General features: G+C 65.9%; 23 protein-coding genes and 1 pseudogene. 4 read left to right on the top strand and 20 right to left on the bottom strand.

Going from position 1 to position 23,773, the window contains the following annotated elements; genetic code table 11:
• Nucleotides 1–17: 17 nt before the first annotated feature.
• Entirely contained in the window at nucleotides 18–509 is a 492-nt protein-coding gene (locus CH291_RS20910; protein ID WP_094688566.1) for an anthrone oxygenase family protein, read from the top strand.
• Here CH291_RS20910 and CH291_RS20905 read toward each other — a convergent pair.
• The gene (locus CH291_RS20905) at nucleotides 485–688 is read right to left on the bottom strand and encodes a hypothetical protein (protein ID WP_141215240.1); all 204 of its coding nucleotides are present in this window, start codon (nucleotides 686–688) and stop codon (nucleotides 485–487) included. The two genes, CH291_RS20910 and CH291_RS20905, sit on opposite strands and share 25 nt — an antisense overlap.
• 57 nt (nucleotides 689–745) lie before the next feature.
• Between CH291_RS20905 and CH291_RS20900 the strand changes: the two genes are divergently transcribed.
• Nucleotides 746–1,264 carry a DNA-deoxyinosine glycosylase gene (locus tag CH291_RS20900; RefSeq protein WP_094688509.1) on the top strand — a complete coding sequence of 173 codons (519 nt, stop codon included), beginning with the start codon at nucleotides 746–748 and terminating at the stop codon, nucleotides 1,262–1,264.
• Here CH291_RS20900 and CH291_RS20895 read toward each other — a convergent pair.
• The 12 genes and pseudogenes from CH291_RS20895 to CH291_RS20840 all read right to left on the bottom strand — a co-directional run bounded on the left by CH291_RS20895 (nucleotide 1,230) and on the right by CH291_RS20840 (nucleotide 17,927).
• The gene (locus CH291_RS20895; RefSeq protein ID WP_231893833.1) at nucleotides 1,230–2,054 is read right to left on the bottom strand and encodes an acyl-CoA thioesterase; all 825 of its coding nucleotides are present in this window, start codon (nucleotides 2,052–2,054) and stop codon (nucleotides 1,230–1,232) included. The genes CH291_RS20900 and CH291_RS20895 overlap by 35 nt on opposite strands.
• Before the next feature lie 105 nt (nucleotides 2,055–2,159).
• The gene (gene pyk / locus CH291_RS20890) at nucleotides 2,160–3,578 is read right to left on the bottom strand and encodes a pyruvate kinase (RefSeq protein WP_082073683.1); all 1,419 of its coding nucleotides are present in this window, start codon (nucleotides 3,576–3,578) and stop codon (nucleotides 2,160–2,162) included.
• A 122-nt stretch (nucleotides 3,579–3,700) separates the two neighbouring features.
• Entirely contained in the window at nucleotides 3,701–5,206 is a 1,506-nt protein-coding gene (locus CH291_RS20885) for a glutamate synthase subunit beta (RefSeq protein WP_094640088.1), read from the bottom strand.
• Nucleotides 5,199–9,782 (bottom strand): glutamate synthase large subunit, encoded by a 4,584-nt coding sequence (gltB, locus tag CH291_RS20880; RefSeq protein WP_094688565.1) that lies wholly within the window; start codon nucleotides 9,780–9,782, stop codon nucleotides 5,199–5,201. The genes CH291_RS20885 and gltB overlap by 8 nt, the downstream gene beginning before the upstream one ends.
• Nucleotides 9,783–10,048: 266 nt before the next feature.
• Nucleotides 10,049–10,543: pseudogene (locus CH291_RS27455) on the bottom strand (TM2 domain-containing protein); the annotation flags it as partial.
• 140 nt (nucleotides 10,544–10,683) lie between these two features.
• Nucleotides 10,684–11,619, bottom strand: a complete 936-nt coding sequence (locus CH291_RS20870; protein WP_256980925.1) for a TM2 domain-containing protein — start codon at nucleotides 11,617–11,619, stop codon at nucleotides 10,684–10,686.
• On the bottom strand, nucleotides 11,612–12,631 hold the full coding sequence (lgt, locus tag CH291_RS20865; RefSeq protein ID WP_094688507.1) for a prolipoprotein diacylglyceryl transferase: 1,020 nt from the start codon (nucleotides 12,629–12,631) through the stop codon (nucleotides 11,612–11,614). The genes CH291_RS20870 and lgt overlap by 8 nt, the downstream gene beginning before the upstream one ends.
• A complete protein-coding gene (gene trpA, locus CH291_RS20860) occupies nucleotides 12,628–13,431 on the bottom strand; it encodes a tryptophan synthase subunit alpha (protein WP_068052599.1) in 804 nt (267 codons plus the stop codon). The genes lgt and trpA overlap by 4 nt, the downstream gene beginning before the upstream one ends.
• A complete protein-coding gene (gene trpB, locus CH291_RS20855) occupies nucleotides 13,428–14,699 on the bottom strand; it encodes a tryptophan synthase subunit beta (RefSeq protein WP_068052608.1) in 1,272 nt (423 codons plus the stop codon). The genes trpA and trpB overlap by 4 nt, the downstream gene beginning before the upstream one ends.
• Nucleotides 14,700–14,807: 108 nt before the next feature.
• Nucleotides 14,808–15,617 carry an indole-3-glycerol phosphate synthase TrpC gene (gene trpC, locus CH291_RS20850; RefSeq protein WP_037192691.1) on the bottom strand — a complete coding sequence of 270 codons (810 nt, stop codon included), beginning with the start codon at nucleotides 15,615–15,617 and terminating at the stop codon, nucleotides 14,808–14,810.
• Between the two features lie 79 nt (nucleotides 15,618–15,696).
• Nucleotides 15,697–16,362, bottom strand: coding sequence for a TIGR02234 family membrane protein (locus tag CH291_RS20845; RefSeq protein WP_094688506.1), 666 nt, complete (start codon nucleotides 16,360–16,362; stop codon nucleotides 15,697–15,699).
• Nucleotides 16,359–17,927: an anthranilate synthase component I gene (locus tag CH291_RS20840; protein ID WP_094688505.1), complete on the bottom strand. Its 1,569-nt coding sequence runs from the start codon at nucleotides 17,925–17,927 to the stop codon at nucleotides 16,359–16,361. The genes CH291_RS20845 and CH291_RS20840 overlap by 4 nt, the downstream gene beginning before the upstream one ends.
• Before the next feature lie 56 nt (nucleotides 17,928–17,983).
• Here CH291_RS20840 and CH291_RS20835 point away from each other — a divergent pair, with 56 nt between their 5' ends.
• Nucleotides 17,984–18,445, top strand: a complete 462-nt coding sequence (locus CH291_RS20835; RefSeq protein WP_094670067.1) for a peroxiredoxin — start codon at nucleotides 17,984–17,986, stop codon at nucleotides 18,443–18,445.
• Nucleotides 18,446–18,533: 88 nt separating this feature from the next.
• A complete protein-coding gene (locus tag CH291_RS20830) occupies nucleotides 18,534–19,040 on the top strand; it encodes a MarR family winged helix-turn-helix transcriptional regulator (protein WP_068052632.1) in 507 nt (168 codons plus the stop codon).
• Here CH291_RS20830 and hisI read toward each other — a convergent pair.
• From hisI to CH291_RS20795, 7 genes are read right to left on the bottom strand one after another with little or no spacing between them, the layout of a single operon-like run.
• Nucleotides 19,031–19,384, bottom strand: a complete 354-nt coding sequence (hisI, locus tag CH291_RS20825) for a phosphoribosyl-AMP cyclohydrolase (protein ID WP_068052616.1) — start codon at nucleotides 19,382–19,384, stop codon at nucleotides 19,031–19,033. The genes CH291_RS20830 and hisI overlap by 10 nt on opposite strands.
• 15 nt (nucleotides 19,385–19,399) lie before the next feature.
• Entirely contained in the window at nucleotides 19,400–20,173 is a 774-nt protein-coding gene (hisF, locus tag CH291_RS20820) for an imidazole glycerol phosphate synthase subunit HisF (RefSeq protein WP_068052619.1), read from the bottom strand.
• Nucleotides 20,170–21,000, bottom strand: a complete 831-nt coding sequence (locus CH291_RS20815; protein ID WP_094640092.1) for an inositol monophosphatase family protein — start codon at nucleotides 20,998–21,000, stop codon at nucleotides 20,170–20,172. The genes hisF and CH291_RS20815 overlap by 4 nt, the downstream gene beginning before the upstream one ends.
• 7 nt (nucleotides 21,001–21,007) lie before the next feature.
• Entirely contained in the window at nucleotides 21,008–21,742 is a 735-nt protein-coding gene (gene priA / locus CH291_RS20810) for a bifunctional 1-(5-phosphoribosyl)-5-((5-phosphoribosylamino)methylideneamino)imidazole-4-carboxamide isomerase/phosphoribosylanthranilate isomerase PriA (RefSeq protein ID WP_008715867.1), read from the bottom strand.
• 56 nt (nucleotides 21,743–21,798) lie between these two features.
• Nucleotides 21,799–22,005 carry a hypothetical protein gene (locus CH291_RS20805; RefSeq protein WP_094669887.1) on the bottom strand — a complete coding sequence of 69 codons (207 nt, stop codon included), beginning with the start codon at nucleotides 22,003–22,005 and terminating at the stop codon, nucleotides 21,799–21,801.
• Nucleotides 22,002–22,631: an imidazole glycerol phosphate synthase subunit HisH gene (hisH, locus tag CH291_RS20800; protein ID WP_094688504.1), complete on the bottom strand. Its 630-nt coding sequence runs from the start codon at nucleotides 22,629–22,631 to the stop codon at nucleotides 22,002–22,004. The genes CH291_RS20805 and hisH overlap by 4 nt, the downstream gene beginning before the upstream one ends.
• Nucleotides 22,628–23,746 carry an MFS transporter gene (locus CH291_RS20795; RefSeq protein ID WP_094688564.1) on the bottom strand — a complete coding sequence of 373 codons (1,119 nt, stop codon included), beginning with the start codon at nucleotides 23,744–23,746 and terminating at the stop codon, nucleotides 22,628–22,630. The genes hisH and CH291_RS20795 overlap by 4 nt, the downstream gene beginning before the upstream one ends.
• Nucleotides 23,747–23,773: the final 27 nt, after the last annotated feature.

Raw genomic sequence — 23,773 nt, 5'->3', positions numbered from 1 at the left:
TACTGGAGGGAATCACCGTGTTGGATCGAATGCTCGCAGTCGCCACCGCCGTTGCCGCCGTCGGATGTGGGCTCGTTGCCGGAGTGCTGCTCGCCTTCTCCATCAGCGTGCTCCCCGGCCTGGCAACACTGCCGGTACCCGACGCGATCGCCGCCATGCAGAGATTCAATGCTGCGATTCTGAACCCACTGTTCCTGGCACTGTTCGTCGGGACAGCCGTATCGTGCACTCTCGCAGCGATTCTCGCCGTATCGACCGGTCGGGGTTCACCGGTGCTGGTCGTGAGCGGAGCCGTTCTCTACGTTCTCGGATGCGTCGCGATCACGGCCGTTGCGAACGTCCCCCTCAACGACGCGTTGGCCGGGGTGGATCCAGGCAGTGCTGCCGGTGCCCAGGTGTGGCAGAACTTCACCGAGAAGTGGACGCGATGGAACACCGTCAGAACAGTGGCCGCGACTGCGGCCTGCGCCGTTCTGATCCTCGGTCAGGGTAGATCGGCGCTGGGCTGATCGGACACCGAGTCCTGGTGTCGCTTACGGATTTCTTCCTCGAACCGCGCGATGAGGTGGTCGGTGTCTGCCGTGGACACATCGCGTGCGCCCTCGTCCATCGAGGCGTCACGACCCCGGCGCAATGCAGCAAGTTCGGCTTCGAGTTCGTTGTTGTCGAGTACACGTGGATCCAGCATGACCTCCATTGTGGTCCCCTGTCCGGTGCCCCCGCGGGGATTTGCTGTAATCACGCTATGAACGTCGTGTACAGCTTCGCACCGATTCTCGGCCGCGGCGCGAACACCTTGATTCTGGGCTCGATGCCCGGCGTCGCGTCGCTGGCCGCGCAGCAGTACTACGCGCATCCACGAAATGCGTTCTGGCCGATCATGGGAACGCTGTTCGGTGCAGGCCCCGAACTTCCCTACGATGCGCGCACCGAGCGTCTGCGCAGCCAGGGCGTCGCGATATGGGACGTGCTGAAGCTGTGCACGCGTGAAGGAAGCCTGGATTCGGCGATCGTCGAATCGTCCATCGAGACAAACGATTTCGAGCAATTGTTCGCCGAGAATCCCGGCATCGACAGGGTGTTCTTCAACGGAGCCAAGGCCGCCGAGACCTACCGGCGGTACGTGAAATCGGCAACGCCCCAGGTGGGATTCGAACGACTACCGTCGACCAGTCCGGCGCACGCAGCACTCGATCTGCAGGCGAAGACGCGAATATGGACCGACGCACTCAGTCGCGGACCCGTTTCGGGAAGTGCCGGATGAGACCTTCCTGAACGACGGTGGCGAGCAGCTGCCCGTCCATCGAGAAGAAGCGGCCGGTGGCCAGTCCCCGCGAGCCGGCCGCGACCGGGGATTCGGTGGCGTAGAGAGCCCATTCGTCGAACCGGAACGGCCGGTGAAACCAGATGGAGTGATTCACGGTCGCCGCAACGATGCGGTCGAGTCCCCACGACAGGCCGTGGGTGGTGATGATCGAATCGAGCACGGTGGTGTCCGACGCGTAGCCCATGGTCGCGGCGTGGAAGATCGACGCGTCGGGCAGATCCCCGTCGGCCTTCATCCACACGCGATTGTGATTGAGCTTCTCCCCGGTGCCGTGCATGATCCACGCGGGATCGTTCGCGTAACGCATGTCGATCGGCTTGAGGGCGTCGACGAACATCTGCAGACGGTCCTCGTACCCGACGAAATGATCGCCGAGCGGAGGCAGTGCGTCGGGATACGGAACCTCGGGAACCTCGACGCTGTGCTCGAGGCCCTTACCGAAATCCTGGAAGGCCGCGAGCATGACGAACAGCTCGTTGCCGTCCTGTACGGCGGTGACCTGCCGGTTGGCGAAGGCTCGGCCGTCGCGCTGTCGCGAGACCCGGTACTCGATGGGCTTCTTGACGTCACCCCCGCGAATGAAGTGCGCGTTGATCGCGTGCACGTCCCGCGACGTACCGGATACGGTCCGGCCCGCCGCGATCAGGCCCTGAGCAACGAGCTGCCCCCCGAACGTTCGACTGCCCACCTGCTCGGGGTGAACCCCGAGGAACACGTCCTCCTCGATCTCCTCGAGTGCGAGGAGATCGAGGAGCGTCTCGAGATCTGTCCTGCGTACAGCTGTACTGCTCGGCGCGCTTTCGCTGACGCCGGTTCCCCCCGCTTCGACCACTTACCGGTCCTCTTCTCCGATTCGGTGCACATGGATCAAGTTGGTCGAGCCTACTGTGCCGGGAGGGGCACCGGCCACGATCACGACCTGATCGCCCTTGTTGTACCGACCGAGTTCGAGCAGCGCCTTGTCGACCTCTTTGACCATCGCGTCCGTCGAGCCCACATCGGGGACCAGGAACGTCTCGGTTCCCCAGCTCAGCGACAGCTGGCTGCGCACCTCGGAGATGGAGGTGAAGGCGAGCAACGGAAGCTTGGTGTGCAGACGGGCCAACCGTCGAACGGTGTCACCCGACTGGGTGAACGCAACGAGTGCCTTCGCGTCCAGACGCTCACCGATGTCGCGGGCGGCGTAGGAGATGACGCCACGCTTGGTGCGCGGGACGTGCGTCAGCGGAGGAACACTGTCGCCCTCGGTCTCGACCGTCTCGACGATGCGAGCCATGGTCCGCACGGTTTCCATCACGTACTTACCGACCGAGGTCTCACCGGAGAGCATGACCGCGTCGGTACCGTCGAGCACTGCGTTGGCGACGTCGGACGCCTCGGCGCGCGTCGGGCGGGAGTTCTCGATCATCGATTCGAGCATCTGGGTCGCGACGATGACGGGCTTGGCGTTGGCGCGGGCGATCTGGATGGCACGCTTCTGCACCAGCGGTACCTGCTCGAGGGGCAACTCGACGCCGAGATCACCGCGGGCGACCATGATCGCGTCGAATGCGAGCACGATGGCTTCGAGATTGTCGACGGCCTCGGGCTTCTCGAGCTTGGCGATGACGGGAACTCGACGGCCCACGCGGTCCATCACGGCGTGGACGAGTTCGACGTCCGCGGGAGAACGGACGAACGAGAGCGCGATGAAGTCGACACCGAGGGCAAGGGCGAACTCGAGGTCGGCGATGTCCTTCTCGCTCATGGCGGGAACGGACACATCCATGCCCGGCAGGGACACGCCCTTGTTGTTGCTGACCGGTCCACCTTCGGTGACACGGCACAGTACGTCGTTGCCTTCGACGCCGGTGACCACGAGGCCCACCTTGCCGTCGTCGACGAGGAGGCGGTCGCCTTCCTTGGCGTCCTGGGCCAGCTCCTTGTACGTGGTCGACACCCGGTCGTGAGTGCCCTCGCACTCCTCGACGGTGATGCGGATCAGCTCACCGGCCGCCCAGGTGGTCGAGCCCTCGGCGAATCGGCCGAGACGAATCTTCGGTCCCTGCAGGTCGGCCAAGATACCCACGGCTTTGCCGGTGGCGTCCGATGCTGCGCGGACCCTCTCGTAGTTGGCCTGATGATCGGGGTGATCACCATGGCTGAAGTTCAGTCGTGCGACATCCATTCCACTCTCGACGAGTTCGCGGATGCGCTCTGTGGTTGCGGTTGCGGGTCCAAGGGTGCAGACAATCTTCGTACGTCGGCTCACGAAGGCGAGCCTAGCCGCTGGACGCCGCGTTCTCTATCGCAGACGCGACCACCCGGATACTACCGACGGGTAGCCGCACTACCCCGCAGCTGGGACGGTCTGTACCGGTTCAGAGACGGGAGTCACACGACCGCCAGAGGCAGTGCGGTCGGGTGTACGGGCGACGGCAATTCCGAGTGTCCGGTGAGGAAAGCATCGACTCCGTGAGCCGCGGATCGACCCTCCGCGATCGCCCACACGACCAACGACGCACCGCGATGCGCATCCCCGCACACGAACACGCCCGGTGCCGTGGTTTGCCAGTCGGGACCACACGAGAGCGCACCCCGCTTGGTCAGCGCCAGGCCGTACTCGTCGAGCAGCGGACCGTGCTCGACACCTTCGAAACCGATCGCGAACAACGCCAGATCACAGGGCAATTCGATCTCCTCCCCGATGGGTGTGACGATGCGTCGACCGTCCGCGTCGCGCTGCACCTCCACCTCGGCGAGCACCATCGCACGAACGTGCCCGCGCTCGTCACCGAGGAATCGCTGCACCGCGACCTGATGACGCACGACGCCACCCTCGGCGTGCGCGGGTGAGGTGCGCAGCACCAGTGGCCACGACGGCCACGGCGAGAGACTGTCGTCGCGAGCCCCGGGCAGAGCGGGGTTGTAATCGAGTTGCGTCACCGACGCAGCACCTTGGCGGTGCGCCGTTCCCAGGCAGTCGGCTCCGGTGTCGCCGCCGCCGATGATGACCACGTGCTTGTCCGCAGCGGAGATCGACGTGGGACCGTCGCCCTCGCATTCCTTGTTCGACGGCACCAGATGCTCCATGGCCAGGTGGATGCCGTCGAGTTCGCGACCGATGACCTCGGCGTTGTCACGGGCCCGCAGAGCTCCGACTGCGAGAACGACTGCGTCGAAGGATTCACGCAGTTGCTCGACGGTGAAGTCGATTCCGACCTCGCAGTCGGTGACGAAGTGCGTTCCCTCGGCCCGCATCTGCATGAGCCGCTGATCCAGCACGGACTTCTCGAGCTTGAACTCGGGGATGCCGTAGCGCAGCAGACCGCCCAGACGATCGTCCCGCTCGTACACGGTGACGTCGTGCCCGGCGCGTGTGAGCTGTTGCGCCGCGGCCAATCCCGCAGGGCCGGACCCGACGACGGCCACCCGCTTGCCGGTGGTGATCGTCGGCGGCTGCGGAACGATGCTGCCGTCTTCCCAGGCCAGGTCCGCGATGGTCTGCTCGACCCGCTTGATCGTCACGCTTCCGCCGGTGGCCGCCTCGGAGATCGACAGCACACATGCCGATTCACACGGGGCCGGGCAGACCCTCCCGGTGAACTCCGGAAAGTTGTTGGTCGCGTGCAGCCGGTCGCTGGCCGCATCCCAGCGGCCGCGGCGCACCAGGTCGTTCCATTCGGGGATCAGATTTCCCAGCGGGCAGCCCGCAGTACCCGAGTGGCAGAACGGAATACCGCAGTCCATGCAGCGACGCGCCTGGTCGGAGACCTCGGCGGCACGCTCGCTCGTCGGCTGGTGCGAGTACACCTCGTTCCAGTCCTTGACGCGCTCGCCGATCGGACGCTTGGCGGCCTCACGCTTGACGACTTTCAGAAATCCCTGTGGATCAGCCACGTGCAGCCTCCATGATCGCAGCATCGACGTCGCGCCCTTCGGCACGCGCCATTCTTGTCGCTTCCAGCACCCGCTGGTAGTCGACGGGCATGACTTTGGTGAACAGCGCAGACCGACGTGGCCAGTCGGCCAGCAGCGAGGTCGCGACGGTGGAACCGGTCCACCGGCGGTGATTCTCGACGGTCTCGCGCAGCCACACCAGATCGTCCGGGTTGGGCACCTGCAGTTCGACCATCGCCATGTTCACGTCCGCCGGATCGAGACCGAGGACGTACGCGATGCCGCCGGACATACCTGCAGCCATGTTGCGACCGGTCGGCCCGAGCACCACGACCCGACCACCGGTCATGTACTCGAACGCGTGGTCGCCCACGCCCTCGTTCACCGCGACGGCTCCCGAGTTACGGACCGCGAACCGCTCCCCTGCCTTGCCGCGCAGGTACACCTCACCCGAGGTGGCACCGTAGAGAATCGTGTTTCCTGCGATCACGTTGTCCTCTGCGACGAACGGTGCGTCGTCGGCTGGGCGCACGACTATTCGGCCGCCCGACAATCCCTTACCGACATAGTCGTTCGCGTCACCGACCAGATCGATGGTGATACCCGGCGGCAGGAAAGCCCCGAGAGACTGACCGGCCGATCCGGTGAACGCGATGCGAATGGTGTCGTCCGGCAACCCGACCGCGCCGTAGCGCCGGGTGACCTCGGACCCCAGCAGCGTTCCGACGGTGCGATTGACGTTGCGTACCGGCAGCTCGAGCTTGACCGGATGCGCATCCTCCAAAGCTCCCTCGGCCAACTGGATCAGAGTCCGGTCCAGCGCGAGATCGAGACCGTGGTCCTGCGCGCGGAGGCGTCGACGCTGCGTCATCGGGGCACCGTGGCGGTCGACGGGCATCGCGAAGATCGGGGTCAGATCGAGTCCCTTGCTCTTCCAGTGCGCCACTCCGGCTGCCGTCTCGAGCACGTCGGCGTGACCGACCGCCTCGTCGATACTCCGGAAACCGAGCTGCGCGAGGTACTTTCGCACGTCCTCGGCGATGAACTTGAAGAATTCCTCGAGGAACTCGGGCTTGCCGGTGAACCTCTTGCGCAGCTCCGGGTTCTGGGTGGCGACACCGACCGGGCAGGTGTCCAGGTGGCAGACGCGCATCATGATGCAGCCCGCCACGATCAGCGGGGCCGTCGAGAACCCGAACTCCTCTGCGCCGAGCAATGCCGCAACGATGACGTCGCGTCCGGTGCGCATGCCGCCGTCGCACTGCACGGTGATGCGATCACGCAGGCCGTTGAGCACCAGCGTCTGCTGGGCGTCGGCGAGGCCGATCTCCCACGGAGCGCCTGCATGCTTGAGAGAGGTCAACGGCGCAGCACCGGTTCCGCCGTCGTATCCGGAGATGAGAACGACGTCGGCGTGTGCCTTGCTCACCCCCGTCGCCACCGTGCCGACGCCGACGGAACTGACGAGCTTGACGTGCACGCGCGCCTTCTCGTTGGCGTTCTTCAGATCGTGGATCAGCTGCGCGAGATCCTCGATCGAGTAGATGTCGTGGTGCGGGGGCGGCGAGATGAGGCCGACACCCGGCGTCGAGTGTCGGGTCTTGGCCACCCATGGATACACCTTGTACCCGGGCAGCTGACCGCCCTCGCCCGGCTTGGCACCCTGCGCCATCTTGATCTGAATGTCCGTGGCGTTGACCAGATAGTCGCTGGTGACACCGAACCGACCGCTGGCGACCTGCTTGACGGCACTGCGTCGCGTCGGATCGTAGAGCCGGTCGACGTCCTCGCCGCCCTCCCCCGAGTTGGACCGTCCGCCGAGATTGTTCATCGCGACGGCCATAGTCTCGTGCGCCTCGGCGGAGATGGATCCGTAGCTCATCGCGCCGGTGTTGAACCGGGTGACGATCGACTCGACCGATTCGACCTCGTCGAGCGGAACCGGCGGCCGGACACCGTCCTTGAACTCGAACAGACCGCGCAGCGCACCGCCCTCGCGAGCGAGCCGGTCCACCTCGTCGGTGTACTTCTGGAACACGTCGTATCGACCGGTGCGCGTGGCGTGCTGCAGCAGGAACACCGTCTCAGGGGTGAACAGGTGCAGCTCACCCTCGCGTCGGAACTGGTATTCGCCGCCGATTTCCAGCCGGCGATGGACGCGGTCGGTCGGATTCTCGGGGTACGCCCTGCGGTGGCGCAGCTTGACCTCCTCGGCGAGCACGTCGAGGCCGACGCCGCCGAGCTTGCTGACCGTGCCCTTGAAGTACTCGCGCACCACCTCGCGATCGAGACCGACGGCCTCGAAAACCTGTGCGCCGGTGTAGGACCCGACGGTCGAGATGCCCATCTTCGACATCACCTTGAGTACGCCCTTGCCGAGACCGTACAGATAGTTCCGTACCGCGATCGTCGGTTCGACTCCGGTCAGTTCGCCCTCGCCGACCAGATCCTCGATCGATTCCATCGCCAGATACGGATTGACGGCTGCGGCACCGAAGCCGATGAGCAGCGCCAGATGGTGCACCTCGCGCGCGTCACCGGATTCGACGACGAGCGCGATCTTGGTGCGCTCCTTGGTGCGAACCAGGTGATGGTGCACCGCCGAGGTGGCCAGCAGCGACGGGATCGGGGCCCGAGTGTGATCCGAATCGCGATCGGAGATGATCAGCGTGGTGTAGCCCGCAGCGATCGCTTCCGATGCCCGGGCCCGCAACTCCTCGATGGCCTCGGCAAGGCCTTCGCCGCCGCGCTCCACCTCGTACAGCCCACGCAACACCGTGGCCGACAGTCCCGGATGGTCTCCGTCGTCGTTGATGTGGATGATCTTGTTGAGCTCGTCGTTGTCGAGCACCGGCCACGGCAACACGATCTGCCTGCACGACGCCGCAGTGGGCTCGAGCAGGTTCTGCTCCGGACCCATCACCCGCGCGAGCGAGGTCACGATCTCCTCGCGGATCGAGTCCAGCGGCGGGTTGGTGACCTGTGCGAACAGTTCGATGAAGTAGTCGTAGAGCTGACGCGACCGCTGTGACATCACCGCGGCCGGGGTATCGGTACCCATCGATCCGAGCGGCTCGCCCCCGGATGCGGCCATCGGCGTCAGCACGACGCGGAGGTCTTCCTCGGTGTAGCCGAAGGCGACCTGCCTGCGCACCACCGAGTCGTGGTTGTACTGGATGTGAGCCCGCTCGGGCAGGCTCTTGATCTCGAGCAGGCCGGCGTGCAGCCACTCCTGGTACGGATGTTCGGTTGCCAGTTGGAGTTTGATCTCCTCGTCCGGCACGAGACGTCCGGCGACGGTGTCGATCAGGAACATCTTTCCTGGCTCGAGGCGACCTTTGGCGACGACCTCGGATTGGGGCACGTCCAGCACGCCTGCTTCACTGGCGAGGATCACACGCCCGTCCGCCGTCTGCCACCAGCGGCCGGGGCGAAGGCCGTTGCGGTCCAGCACAGCTCCGACATAACTGCCGTCGGTGAACGTCACGCAGGCCGGACCGTCCCAGGCCTCCATCATCGACGAGTGGAACTGGTAGAACGCCCTGACACGCGGATCCATCGTGCGGTGGTTCTCCCACGGCTCGGGCACCATCACCATCACCACGTGCGGCACGCTGCGTCCGCCGAGGTGCAGTAGTTCGAGCACCTCGTCCAGCGACACCGAGTCCGAGGCATCGGGGTTGCAGATCGGGAACAAGCGCTCCAGGTCCCCGGGAATCAGGTCACTCGACAGCAACGCTTCGCGAGCCCGCATCCGGTTTCGGTTGCCCTTGACGGTGTTGATCTCGCCGTTGTGGGCGACGTAGCGATGCGGGTGCGCCAGCGGCCACGACGGGAACGTGTTGGTCGAGAAGCGACTGTGCACGATGGCAATGGCGCTCTTGCACAACGGGTTACGCAGTTCCGGGAAGTACAGCGGCAGCTGCATCGTGGTGAGCATGCCCTTGTAGACGATGGTGCGCGAGGACAACGACGGAAAGAACAGTCCCGACCCCTCGGCCTCGATCTCGGGGGTGACCCGCTCGGAACGCTTGCGCAATCCGTAGACGAGACGGTCGAGAGCGAGACCGGCCGGACGCGTGCCGTCGACCTCGGGAGCGGTGACGTAGAGGTAGCTCATGTACGGCATGCAACCGAGGGCGGTGAGGCCCACATCGGCTCGATCGGGATCGACCTCGACCGGAACCCAGCCCAGGATGTCCAGACCCTCTTCGGCCGCAACGGATTCGACGCGCTCGACGGCGATGGCCCGCTCACGGATACCCTGCGGCAGAAAACACACTCCGGCCGCGAACGTGTTGTCACCGTCGGCTCCGGGCGCGGGCAGGTCGAACGGCGCGAGGGAGTCGAGGAGTTCGACAGGGAGCTGAATCAGAATGCCCGCGCCGTCACCGCTGTTGGGCTCGGCACCGGCAGCTCCACGATGTTCCAGGTTCTCCAGTGCCAGAACCCCGTCGGCGACGATCGCGTGAGAGCGGCGACCCGCGATGTCGGCGATCATCGCCACGCCACAGGAATCCTTCTCCGAGCTCGGGTCGTACAGACCTTGCTCCGCAGGCATCCGAGAAAACAGCACCACGATCACCTCCACGTAGGCCGGTGGGGTGCGTGCAAGCGGTGCAGTGTCTTCGACCCTGCGCCGGAAGTCTCGGCAACCCCGTCGGCTGGTCGGCTCGGATCGACCGAAACGGTCGGATGAGCCGAATTGAACTGCCTATCGGGAATTCACCGGGACAGCTCTGGCCCGCGAAAGAATCCGGGATCTCTCCCGGATGGCGAAATCGTAGCAGCTGGCATTCGCATCGATGCAATCACGAATGTCGGCTGTGACGAATGCGATCGTCAGTCGCGCAACGGTCGACCGTGCTGATCACGCACGCTGCCGGTGAGCATCAATATGCCGTCGATCAACGGCCAGATTCCGCCGATACCGCAGGTGAGCCACGTGACGGCTATCTGCGCCACCGCGATGCCCGGCTGGTTGAGATAGAAGCGACCTGCTCCGAACGCGCCCAACAGGATGCCGAGCAGACCTGCCGTCAGCTTCTGCTTGTCCGAGAACGGCTCACCGGTGACCGGGTGCCGACCGTACGGAGCCATCGGGTCCATGTATCCGGGCCCGCCCGCGTACTGGGGACCACCGTATTGGGGAGCGCCGTACTGAGGACCGCCGTACTGTTGGCCGCCGTACTGGGTAGCGCCGTACTGGCCGGACCCCTCGGATGGCGGTGGGTAACCGGTGCCGGGTGGAGGCCCGAACTGCCCCTGCTCGTCGACGCCGGGAGTGCCGTAGGTCGGAGTGCTGTACTTGGGATCGGGTGCGCCGTAGACGGGACCCGGCCCTGTAGGGGTGTTCTTCTCGAACGAGATCGTCGGCTCCGTCGAACCGGATCCGTCTTCCGGCGAACCGTTGGACGGCCATTTACCTGAGTCACTCACGTCGGGCTCCCTTGTGCGGATGCGGTGCGAACAAGGGTTCAGTCTCTCAGTTTTCGCCCCTGAGGGTCCGTCACATTGCCCACCAGTATCAGCACGCCGTCGACGAGGTGCCAGACGAACAGCCCGAACAACACGATCAGTCCGAGGCCGAACACTGCGGTGAGCAGCACCCCGAAGAAGAACAGGAGCAGCTGGGCGACACCGATCCCGATACTGCCGAGATAGAAGCGACCGACACCCAACCAGCCGAGAAATATCTGCAACAGGCCGCCGACGATCTTGGACTTGTCCGACAGCGGCTCGCCGGTCATCGGATCACGCCCGTACGGCGCATCGGGGCCTACACCGAACCCGGGTCCGCCCTGGTAGCCAGGGGGTACGCCATAGCCCTGCTGGCCGTAGCTCTGTTGCGGGAAACCCTGCTGGCCGTACCCCTGCTGTGGGTAGCCCTGCTGTTGATAACCCGGCTGTGGGTAACCCTGCTGTTGATACCCCTGCTGACCGAAATTCTGTGGCTGGCCGAAATTCTGTGGCTGGCCGAAATTCTGTGGCTGGCCGTACCCCTGTTGCGGATAGCCCTGCTGCGGATACCCCTGCTGAGGATACCCCTGTTGCGGATAACTCTGCTGGCCGTAACCCTGCTGCTGGTAGCCGGGGGGTGGCGGGAATCCACCAAGCGGATTGTCGGTACTGCCGTCCGGACTCGGTGCCGGGTAGCTCGGCGTGCTGGACCAACCCGGCCCATTTCCGATACCCGAGTACGTGTCCCACCCCGGACCCGTGGGGCCGGTCGGACCGTGCGAGGGCGCGGACTCCGAGGTTCCAGGAGGCTCCGAGAGCGACGCTTCGGCAGTGGCGTCGTAGTCGAACGGCGTGCCGAACGATGCGGTCCGCTCGGTCGCGTTGTCGCTGGAATCGGCAGTGCCGGAACCCGGCTCGGGCTCGGGTCCAGGGGTCTTGTCGAAATCAACCACGCGTACTGCCTTCTTCCTCGGCTTTCTTGTCGGACTTCCCAGCGGGCTGCACGTCGGCGGTGCCCGCGTCCGTGGTGTCGTCGACCGGCGTCGGGCGCGAGCCTGTCGCATCCGACGAGGTGACCTCGGAGACCTCGCGATCCTCGTCGTCGTTCGACCTCAGCGTTGCCGGTTCTTCTCGGCCCTTGGTGGCGATCACGAAGTACGCGACCGCCAGAACGAAGATGATGGCGGAGGTGAAGGTGTTGATGCGGATACCGGCGATCGTCGTGGCGAAGTCGTCGCGCATGAGTTCCACCCAGAACCGCCCCGCGCAGTATCCGGCAACGTACAGCGCGAACAGTCGACCGTGGCCGATCGGGTACTTGCGGTCCACGAGAACCAGAAGGACGACGACCGCGACGCTCCACAACAGCTCGTACAGGAACGTCGGATGCACCACTTTTTCCACGAAACCGGTCGAGACTCCGTTGAGTGGATCGAGCCGTCCGTTGGCGTCGACCCGTTCGTAGATCTCCAGACCCCACGGCTGGGTGGTGGCACGGCCGTACAGTTCCTGGTTGAAGTAGTTGCCGATGCGGCCGATCGCCTGGGCGAGCAGAATCGGTGGGCCGACGGCGTCACCGAATGCCGGCAACGGAATTCCGCGTCGACGGCAGGCGATCCAGGCACCGACGCCGCCGAGGAACACCGCTCCCCAGATTCCCAATCCGCCGTTCCAGACGTACAACGCTTCGATCGGGTTTCCGCCGGGACCGAAGTAGGTCTTCCAGTCGGTTGCGACGTGGTACAGACGCCCGCCCAGCAGCCCGAACGGGACGGCCCAGACTGCGACGTCGAGGACTGTGCCCTTGGTTCCGCCTCGGGCCACCCAGCGTCGATCACCCCACACCACAGAAACGACGATGCCGATGATGATGAACAGGGCGTAGGCCCGCAGAGCCAACGGTCCGACGTGCCACACCCCCTGCGGCGGACTGGGAATGTAGGCCAGGATCGCGGTCGAAGTCACGACGCTACGTTAGCGGAACGGACACCCTCGGCGAGTTCCGTCGTCAGGTCGCGCACGGCGTCGAGTCCCTTGTCCACGGCACTGACCAATGCCGAACCGACGATCACGGCGTCGGCATACCGGGCGATCTCGGCAGCCTGCGCACCGGAACGGACACCGAGGCCGACACCGATCGGGATGTCGGAGTGCTCACGAATGCGCGCCGAGAGCGCGGGGGCCATCGAGGACACCGCGTCGCGGGCTCCGGTGACGCCCATAGTCGAGGCCGCGTAGACGAAGCCGCTACTTGCTTCGACGGTGCTGACGAGCCGCTCCTCGGTCGACGACGGAGCGACGAGGAAGATTCGGTCGAGTTCGTAGCGGTTCGAGACCTCGATCCATTCCTGTGCCTCGTCGGGAATGAGATCCGGAGTGATGATTCCGAGCCCACCAGCGCCTGCGAGATCCCGCGCGAAGTTCTCGATGCCGTACTTGAGCACCAGGTTCCAGTAGGTCATGACGACCGCTTTTCCGCCCGCGGCAGAGACCTGCTCGGTGACTGCGAACACGTCCTTGACCCGAGCACCGGCTCGCAGCGCAACGTCGGCTGCGGCCTGAATCGTGGGGCCGTCCATCACCGGATCGGAATACGGGATGCCGACCTCGACGATGTCGCATCCGGCGTCGACCATGGTCTTGAACACCTCGACCGAGCGCGGCACGGTCGGAAAACCTGCCGGGAGGTATCCGACGAGCGCTGCGCGCCCTTCGGCACGGCATTGCGCGAAGGTCCCCGAGAGGCGAGAGTCGTTGTTGCTCATGGCTTGATCCCCACTTCGTCGTCCACGTTCGCTTCGCCGCCTCCGTCGATCAAACCGAACCACTCGGCCGCGGTGTCGACATCCTTGTCGCCACGCCCGGACAGGTTGACCAGGATGATCGCGCCTTCACCCAACTCCTTGCCGAGTGTCAATGCACCGGCGATGGCGTGCGAGGACTCGATGGCCGGAATGATGCCTTCGGTCCGGCACAGCAGCTTGAAGGCGTTCATGGCTTCGGTATCGGTGATGCCGCGGTACTCGGCGCGCCCGATGTCGTGCAGGTACGAATGCTCCGGACCGACGCCCGGGTAGTCCAACCCCGCCGAGATGGAGTGGGAGTCGACGGTCTGACCGTCCTCGTCCTGCAGCAGATACGAGTAGGCACCGTGCAGCGCTCCCGGGGTTCCACCGCTGATGGTCGCGGCGTGGCGACCCGTCTCGACGCCGTCACCTGCCGCCTCGAAACCGATCAGTCGAACGTCGGCGTCGTCGATGAAGGCGTGGAAGATGCCGATCGCGTTGGAGCCACCGCCGACGCAGGCAGCGATGGCGTCGGGCAGCCTGCCCGTGGACGCGAGCACCTGCTGCCGCGCTTCGAGGCCGATGATGCGCTGGAAGTCGCGCACCATGACCGGGAACGGGTGCGGCCCGGCGACAGTGCCGAAGCAGTAGTACGTGTTGTCCGCGTGGGTGACCCAGTCGCGCAGCGCCTCGTTGATCGCGTCCTTGAGAGTGCGTGAACCGGACTTCACTGCGACGACTTCCGACCCGAGCAAACGCATTCGGGCGACGTTGAGGGCCTGGCGCTCGGTGTCGACCTCGCCCATGTAGACGACGCAGTCGAGACCCATCAGCGCACAGGCCGTGGCGGTCGCGACGCCGTGTTGACCGGCACCTGTCTCCGCGATGACACGAGTCTTGCCCATCCGCTTGGCGAGCAAAACCTGGCCGAGAACGTTGTTGATCTTGTGAGAACCGGTGTGGTTGAGGTCTTCTCGCTTGAGAAGAATCCGAGCGCCGCCTGCGTGCTCGGACAGCCGTGTCGCCTCGAAGACCGGTGACGGGCGACCGGTGTAATCGCGCTGCAGTCGGTCGAGTTCAGCGAGGAACTCGTTGTCGCTGCGCACCTTCTCGTACTCGGCGGTGACTTCCTCGATCACACCCATCAGAGCCTCGGGCACGAATCTGCCGCCGTAGACGCCGAAGTGGCCACCCACATCGGGCTCGTGCGCGCTGCGATCGGTGAGGCCGATGCTGCTCTGCGGCAGATCAGCGCCCTTGAAACGGACTGCCTGCGGGGCGTCCGTGGTGGAAGAAGAATTGCTGGTGCTCACCGGTCCAGTGTGCCCCAACGGCGGACCGCAGCCGCGCTCGGGTCAGCGTGCGGGCTTGGGGCACGAGGGATGCGTTCCCGCCGTCACCAGGTCCGAGACGGCCGTGCGTGGATCTCCAGCCGTGACCAAGCCCTCGCCGACGAGTACCGCGTCGGCACCGGCACCGGCGTAGGCGAGCAGATCTGCAGTGCCCCGTACCCCGGACTCCGCGATACGGATGATCTCGCTGGGCAACCCGGGCGCGATACGGCCGAAGCTGTCACGGTCGATCTCGAGCGTCTTCAGATTGCGGGCGTTGATACCGATGACGCTGGCACCGGCTTCGAGGGCGCGATCCGCTTCGGCCTCGGTGTGCACCTCGACGAGCGCAGTCATACCCAGCGACTCGGTGCGGTCGAGCAACGAGGTCAACGCATCCTGTTCCAGTGCCGCGACGATCAGCAGGATGACATCGGCACCGTGGGCCCGAGCCTCGTGGATCTGGTACGGACCGACGATGAAATCCTTGCGCAGCACGGGAATCGAGACGGCGGCCCGGACCGCGTCGAGGTCTGCGAGTGAACCGTGGAACCGACGCTCCTCGGTGAGAACGCTGATGATGCGAGCGCCGCCCTGCTCGTACGCGCGAGCGAGAACAGCCGGATCACCGATGTCTGCCAACGCGCCCTTGGACGGGCTCGCCCGCTTCACTTCGGCGATGACGCCGATGCCGTCCTCACGGAGGGCAGCTGCCGCGTCGAGGGGGGCCGGGGCTGCTTTCGCTGCTGCTTTCACGGCGGCGAAATCGACCACCGATTCACGCGCGGCCACGTCGGCTCGCACACCGTCGAGAATCGAGTCGAGAACAGTCATGGTGCCCCCAGTCCTTTCTGAGCGTCGACGTCCGATGTGAGGAATCTCATCGGGGTCGGACCTAGCGTAGAGGTCCGTTTCAATCCGACGAACGCCGGGTACCGGACTCGTCGGTAGGGTCTTCGCCTGCGTCGAGCGCGTCCCACATCATGCGTTCGGTGAGGTCCTCTCCCTCGTCCTCCGCGCCGGCACCGGATGCCGTGGTGCGCGCGCGCCGAGCAACCTCGTCGCGACGCACCGCCGGGGCGTCGTACTTGGACGAGAGTACCTGCGGGGCAAACGTTTTCCGAATCGACACCACAGCAGCGGCGAAGGCGCAGACAGCACCGACGAGGGTGACGATCGCCGGCAGAATCGAGACGTCCGTCATCGAGACCTGGGCGCGTGCAGGAAGCTCAGCCAGCGCCGCGGATTCGGAATCCGAAGCCCCGGCAGTGAGCAGTCGAACTGCCGGAATCGCGGCCGCCACGGCTACGACGGCGATCAACAGGGCCAGCACCCGAGAGGCCCACCCTCGCACGGCGAACGACGCGGCGATCGCTGCCACCAGCACCAGCGCGAGCGGCGTCGTGGCAGCAGCCCAGGTGCTGCCGAGCAGCTCGTCCGTCCTGCTCTCACCGAGGCCGTCGAACGACGTCACCCGAACCCAGGTCATTCTCGACGCGCCCCACAGGCACGCCGCTGCAACGACCAGAAGGGCGACGGGCAGAGCGGCCGACCCGCGGCGACCGGATCGCTCGGTCATCGGCCGCCGACCTCACGGAGTGATTCCGCTGCCGCGACGGCTCCCAGCACCGCCATCGCCTTGTTCCGTGCCTCGTCGTCCTCGTATTCCGCAACCGAGTCGGCCACGACGCCTGCCCCGGCCTGAACGTAGGCGGTGCCGTCCTTGATCAGAGCGGTGCGAATCGAGATGGCCGTGTCGGCGTCCCCCGCGAAATCGAGGTAGCCCACGATGCCGCCGTAGATTCCGCGTCGCGTCGGCTCCAGCTCGTCGATCAGTTCCATCGCGCGCACCTTCGGGGCCCCGGAGAGGGTGCCTGCCGGGAAGCAGGCCTTGACCGCGTCGAGGGCGCGCTTGCCCTCGGACAACCGTCCGGTGACCGTCGACACCAGATGCATGACGTGGCTGTATCGCTCGATGTGGCGGTAGTCGCTCACGCGAACGGTGCCGGGAGCGCAGACGCGTCCGAGATCGTTGCGGCCCAGATCGACGAGCATCAGGTGTTCGGCGTTCTCCTTCTCGTCGGCGAGCAGGTCCTTCTCGAGCAGCACGTCCTCTTCTTCGGACGTGCCGCGCCAACGCGTACCCGCGATCGGATGCGTGGTGGCCAGACCGTCGACCACCGTCACCAACGCCTCGGGGCTCGATCCGACGATGGAGAACGCCGTCTCGTCGTTCTCGCCCGGGACGTGCATCAGATACATGTACGGGCTGGGATTGGAGGCCCGCAGCATTCGGTAGACGTCGAGGGGTGACGCCTCGGTGTCCATCTCGAAACGCTGGGAGAGCACCACCTGGAACGCCTCCCCTGCTTCGATCTCCTCGACCAGGCGAGCGACATCGGCTCCGAAGCCCTCGGACGTGCGCTGCCGGCGGAACTGCGGCGCAGGCCTGGACACGGTGGAGACGGTGGAGGCAGCGGGCTTCGACAGGTCCGCACACATGCGATCGAGACGACGCACGGCGTCGTCGTACGCCTCGTCGACGTGATCGTCGGTGCCGTTCCAGTTCACGGCGTTCGCGATCAGGGTGATCGCGCCTTCGTGATGGTCGACGGCCGCGAGATCGGTGGCGAGCAGCATGACCATCTCCGGAACACCGAGGTCGTCCTGCGCGTGCTCGGGCAGTTTCTCTATGCGCCGCACCGAGTCGTATCCGAGATAACCCACCATGCCTCCGGTCAACGGGGGTAGACCGGGCAGCCGCTCCGAGTGCAGCAGCTCCAATGTCCGCGCCAGCACCTCGAGAGGATCGCCGCCGCTCGGCACGCCCGCGGGGACGTTGCCGCGCCACGCGGCCTCCCCGTCGATGACCGTGAGCGACGCCGGAGCGCCTGCACCGATGAACGACCACCTGGACCACGAGCTGCCGTTCTGCGCGGATTCGAGCAAGAAGGTTCCGGGTCGGTCGGCACCGAGCTTGCGGTATGCAGACAGTGGAGTCTCGGAGTCGGCGAGCACCTTTCGCGTCACGGGCACCACGCGGTGCTCTGCGGCGAGATGCCGGAACACCTCCCGCGAGGTGGTCGAGTCCGAGTTCTCGGTGTCGGGAGTGGGGCTGGGGTCGGTGGTCGTCTCGCCGTGCATGCCACCATCCTCCCAGGTTCGGGTGCAGGGTCGGCGCTCGCGGTAACCTGCCGAGCATGAAACCAGGCGAGCTCGTTCCCGATTTTTCCCTTCCGGACCAGACCGGAAAGACCCGAACACTGACCGAATTGCTGGCGAACGGTCCGGTCGTGCTGTTCTTCTACCCCGCGGCCTTCACTCCCGGTTGCACCGCCGAGGCGTGCCACTTCCGGGACTTGGCATCGGAGTTCGCCGAGGTCGGAGCAACCCGCGTCGGCATCAGCGCCGATGCTGTCGCCAAGCAGGCAGAGTTCGCCGCCGCCAAGTCCTTCGACTACCCGCTGCTCTCCGACGAGGACGGCAGTGTCGCCACCGCATTCGGCGTCAAGCGCGGTCTGCTGGCAAAGCTCTCCCCGGTCAAACGCGCGACGTTCGTGATCGGCACCGACCGGAAGGTCCTCGAGACCTTCTCGAGCGAAGTACGGTTCGAAGCCCATGCGGACAAGGCTCTGGAGTACCTGCGAGCACATCGCAGCTAGAGCACTGTCCGACGCGATGCCTCGGGTGGGGGGAACCTCGAGGCATCATGTGCAGGCGACAACCAACTCGATCGAGAGGTTCCCCGCGATGAACACGTCGGCGACACCGCAACACACGGTGGATCCCCGTTGGCTCACCGAGAGTCAACAGGAGGCCTGGCGATCACTCGTCGCGCTGGTCACTCGGTTGCCGGCAGCGTTGGACGCTCAGCTGCAGCGCGATTCGCAGCTGACCCACTTCGACTACTTCGTCCTCGCGACGGTCAGCGAGAATCCCCAGCGGCGGATCCAACTCCGCGATCTGGCCGAGTACGCGAATGCGTCGCTCTCGCGCCTGTCACACGTGGTGACGAAGCTCGAGAAGGCCGGGTGGGTCGAGCGCGAGAGCATCCCGGGCAGCCGGGGATCCTATGCGGTGCTGACCGACGCAGGTATGGCCAAGGTCGTGGAATCGGCACCCGGGCACGTCGGCACGGTGCAGTCGCTGGTGTTCGAGGGTCTGTCCGACGCGGAGGTCGAGCAGCTCGGGACCCTGAGTTCGACTCTGCTGGCTCAGTTGGACAAGGGAATAGCAGCGGGAACCGGTCACGCCTGAGTATCGGGGCCCAACAGGACGTCGGCGTCGAAGCAGGTATGTGTGCCGGTGTGGCATGCCGCGCCGACCTGATCGACGACCAGCAGCACGGTGTCACCGTCGCAGTCGAGTCGAACCTCGTGCACGTACTGCGTGTGACCCGACGTCTCACCCTTGACCCAGTACTGCTGCCTGGACCGCGAGTAGTAAGTGCCCTTACGGGTGTCGAGGGTTCGAGCGAGTGCCTCGTCGTCCATCCAGGCAACCATGAGTACCTGACCGGTGGATCTTTCCTGCACGACAGCGCTGAACAGCCCGGCCTCGTTGCGCTTGAGCCGCGCGGACAGCGTCGGGTCGAGTGTCATCGAAAATCCTCTTCGCTATCGAACGACGATGTGCTCGGCGCGCATCGCATCTTTGACCTGGCCGATGGTGAGATCGCCGAAGTGGAAGACACTCGCGGCAAGAACGGCGTCCGCTCCGGCGTGCACTGCCGGCGAGAAGTGCTCGACGCTACCGGCTCCACCGCTGGCGATCACCGGCACGTGCACCGCAGACCGAACGGCGGCGATCATCGGCAGATCGAATCCAGCCTTCGTTCCGTCGGCGTCCATCGAATTGAGCAGGATCTCCCCGACGCCCAGTTCTGCACCGCGTACTGCCCATTCGACGGCGTCGATGCCGGTGCCGCGTTTGCCGCCGTGCGTGGTTACTTCCCAGCCCGACGGGGTGTCCTGCTGCCCCTGAGGGACGGTTCGGGCATCGACCGAGAGCACGATGCACTGTGAGCCGAACCGTTCGCTGAGCTCGCGCAACAACTCCGGTCGGGCGATCGCAGCGGTGTTGACGCTGACCTTGTCCGCACCGGCTCGCAACAGCCGATCCACATCGGCGACGGTGCGCACTCCCCCGCCGACGGTGAGCGGGATGAAGACCTGCTCGGCGGTGCGGCTGACGACGTCGAGCATCGTGCCCCTGTCCGAGGTCGACGCGGTGACGTCGAGGAAGGTCAGTTCGTCGGCACCCTGCGCGTCGTAGGCGGCCGCGAGCTCCACGGGATCGCCTGCGTCACGGAGGTTTTCGAAGTTGACTCCCTTGACGACCCGTCCGGCGTCGACGTCGAGGCACGGAATCACTCTGACCGCGACGCTCATCGCACCGGTCCTTCCAGATAGTCGACGGGATCACCGAGTTCGGTGATCACCTTCAGCAATTCTTCGTGCACTCCTGGCCCGGCTGCCAGGACCGATGCAGAGTCGACGGTCCAGGGTTCACCCGCGAGGTCGGTCACGATTCCGCCTGCTGCGCGTACCAGCAGCGCACCGGCCGCGTTGTCCCAGGCACGGTGACCGAAGACGACTGCGCCGCCGAGTACTCCGCTGGCCGTGTACGCCAGATCGACTCCGGTGGCACCGTGCATCCGCAGTCGCGAGGAATGCATCGACAACTCTTCGAGAATGCGGAATCGGAACCGGCCCGGCAGCGAACCGCGGCTGGCGACGTTGAACGCACCGAACCCGATCATGGACTCGCGCAACGCTTTCGGCTTCAGCGCCGGGAGGGCGACACCGTTGAGCAGCAGGGGCCCGCCTGCCACAGCGCCGAAACGCTGATCCACCAACGGCAGCCAGGTGAGCCCGAGCACCGGCTCGCCGTCGTCGAGCAACGCCAACAACGTTCCGGCCGAGGGCAATCCCGACGAGTAGTTGAAGGTCCCGTCGATCGGGTCCAGCACCCAGACGAGTCCCGAGTTCAGGTCCGGTCCCCCGAACTCCTCACCGTGAACGGCGATTCCGGTGGCCTCGTACAATTCCGCACCGAGCCGCCGCTCGAGTTCCAGGTCCACCGCCGTGGCGAAGTCGTCGGGGCCCTTCTGCACCGCGCTCGGTGCGCCGACGCCGGCGACGAACCGATCGTGGATGCCGTCGAGCAGACCGCCGGCGATCTCGAGCAGACGAGTCGGGTCCTCGGGAACGGTCATTCCTGCGTTACCGAGACACCGCGGCGAGGGCGTCCGGGAGTGTGAAACGTCCGGCGTACAGCGCCTTTCCGACGATGGATCCCTCCACCCCGCGGTCGACGAGTCCGGCGATCGCCTCCAGGTCTGCAATCGTGGACACGCCACCCGACGCGATGACCGGCTTGTCGGTCTTGGCACACACATCGGCGAGCAGTTCCAGGTTGGGTCCGGTCAACGTGCCGTCCTTGGTGACGTCGGTGACGACGTAGCGCGAGCACCCGTCGCGCTCGAGCCGCTCGAGAACCTCCCAGAGGTCGCCGCCGTCGCTCACCCAACCGCGACCGCGCAACCGCGGCGCTCCGTCGACGATGAGCACGTCCAGACCGACGGCGACACGATCACCGAACTCGCCGATCGCGCGGGAGCACCACTGCGGATCTTCGAGGGCTGCGGTGCCGAGATTGACTCGCGCGCAACCGGTCGCCAGCGCCGCGCGCAGCGACTCGTCGTCACGAATTCCGCCGGACAGCTCCACCTTGACGTCGAGCTCGCCGACGACCGACGCCAGCAGCTCGCGGTTGGATCCGCGGCCGAACGCAGCGTCGAGATCGACGAGGTGGACCCACTCGGCACCGTCGTTCTGCCACGCGAGTGCGGCGTCGCGAGGCGACCCGTACTTCGTTTCGCTTCCTGCTTCTCCTTGAACGAGACGGACAGCTTCGCCGCCTGCGACATCGACAGCAGGCAATAAGACCAGGCTCACGTGCGGTTATGCTACGGGCCGAGCGTGTGTGAACTCAAAACGGGTCGACTGTGGTGCTACCGGAGTTCCTTGCGCGTCATGCGGGTGGACACCACGCCCATGGCCGCGATCGCGCCGACCACACCGGCCAACGCGATGACCAGACCCACCCCGGCGCTCGGCTGCAGCACCGCGATCAGTGCCGTCGCGAGGGCGAGCACGATCACGGCTGCACCGAGTGCTCGAAAGGCCAAGCGCCCGAGTGAGAACTCGCGCTCGCTCACACCGATCGGACCCAGTTCTCCAGCAGCGCGGCCCCGGCGTCACCGGACTTCTCCGGGTGGAACTGAGTGGCCGAGAGCGCACCGTTCTCCACTGCAGCGAGAAACCGGCCGCCGTGATCGGCCCAGGTGAGCAACGGGGCAGCGATGGTGTCGCTGAGTTCGAGCTCCCACTGCTGCGCGGCGTAGGAATGGACGAAGTAGAACCGGGTCTCGGGATCGATGCCGTCGAACAGCACGCTCTTCTCCGGTGCCTCGACGGTGTTCCACCCCATGTGGGGCAGCACCTCGGCCTGCAAACGCTCCACCGTTCCCGGCCACTCCCCGCAACCGTTCGCCTCGACACCGAACTCGACGCCGCGGTCGAACAGGATCTGCATTCCGACGCAGATGCCGAGCACGGGACGTCCGCCGGCCAGGCGACGGCCGATGATGCGGTCGCCCTTCACCGCCAACAGACCTTCCATGCAGGCGGCGAACGCACCGACACCGGGAACGACCAACGCTTCTGCGTTCAGAGCCTCGTCGAAGTCAGAGGTCACGGTCACATCGGCACCGACCCGGGCGAGAGCTCTCTTCGCCGAGTGCAGATTGCCCGAGCCGTAATCGAGCAACACCACAGAAGTCATGTGGGAAGTCTATCGGGGCGTGGTCTCGCGATGAGCGCCACCGCCGCGACGACGACCACCGTGGCAGCCGCGGCGGCGAATCCGGCGGTGTACCCCACACTTGTCGCCAGGACGCCGAGGGCGAGGGCTCCCGCCCCGGTCCCCGCGTCGAAGCTGATGTTCCAGACGGCGCTCGCGCTGCTGTAACGGGCGGGGCCGGCTGCGTCGAACGCCATCACGAGACTGTCGTTCTGGCATGCGCCGTACCCGATTCCGAACAGGACGGCTGCGACGAAGAACAGCGCCGCTGGCATGTTGCCGAGCGCGGCGATTGCGAAGAGAGCGATGCCGATCGCCGCCGACACCAGAGCCGGAAACACGGAGCGTCCGATACCGATTCGATCCGCCACCGACCCTGCGACGTATCGTCCGACGAGCATCGCGGCGCTGACGACGGCCAGTGCGAGTCCGATCATCGCGGCTCGGTTCGATTCGGCGATCGGCAACAGACTGGTGATTCCCCCGTATGCCGCGGACACCGAGGCCACGACGAGACACGGCACCAGGAATCGACGTACGTCGAGGCGAACCCGCTCGATCCTCGGCGGCTGCGGTGCGGGCCGGGTCGGCGGCAACAGCGCCACTCCGATCAGGCCGGCTGCGGGCACCAGAGCACCGAGGACGAACACGGCCGTCGGACTCGCCGCGAAAATCACCAGACCCAGTGGCAGCGTGACCATCTGAGACAAGGCGACGGCGATGCCCTGCGCGCCCGTTGCCCGGCCGAGCAACGCCGTCGGAGCGAGCTCGGCGACGATGGCGGCACCGGCGACCGTCAACATTCCGAACCCGGTGCCCCGCAGGGCGGACACCGCCAGCGACGGTGCGGCCTCGACGGAGACGATGAACAGCAGCGCGGGTAACCCGAGGAGCAAGCATCCGGCCGCGAGAACCGCGCGGTGGCCGACCTTCATCAGCATGCTCGGCACGAACAGTTGAGTGATCACCGTCGTGGCCATGAAGATCGCGGTGCTGGCAGCCGCCACTGCATCCGATGCCCCCGACTGGGACACCGCGAGGGGGACCACCGGAAGCAGCAGTCCCCAGCCACCGAACGACGCCGCACCCATGGCCATCGCGGCCGGAAGACCGCGGATGGAGCT

It is taken from the genome of Rhodococcus sp. 14-1411-2a (genome assembly GCF_002259485.1).
Taxonomy (GTDB): Bacteria; Actinomycetota; Actinomycetes; order Mycobacteriales; family Mycobacteriaceae; genus Rhodococcoides.
This window is presented reverse-complemented; position numbering and strand designations above follow the sequence as displayed.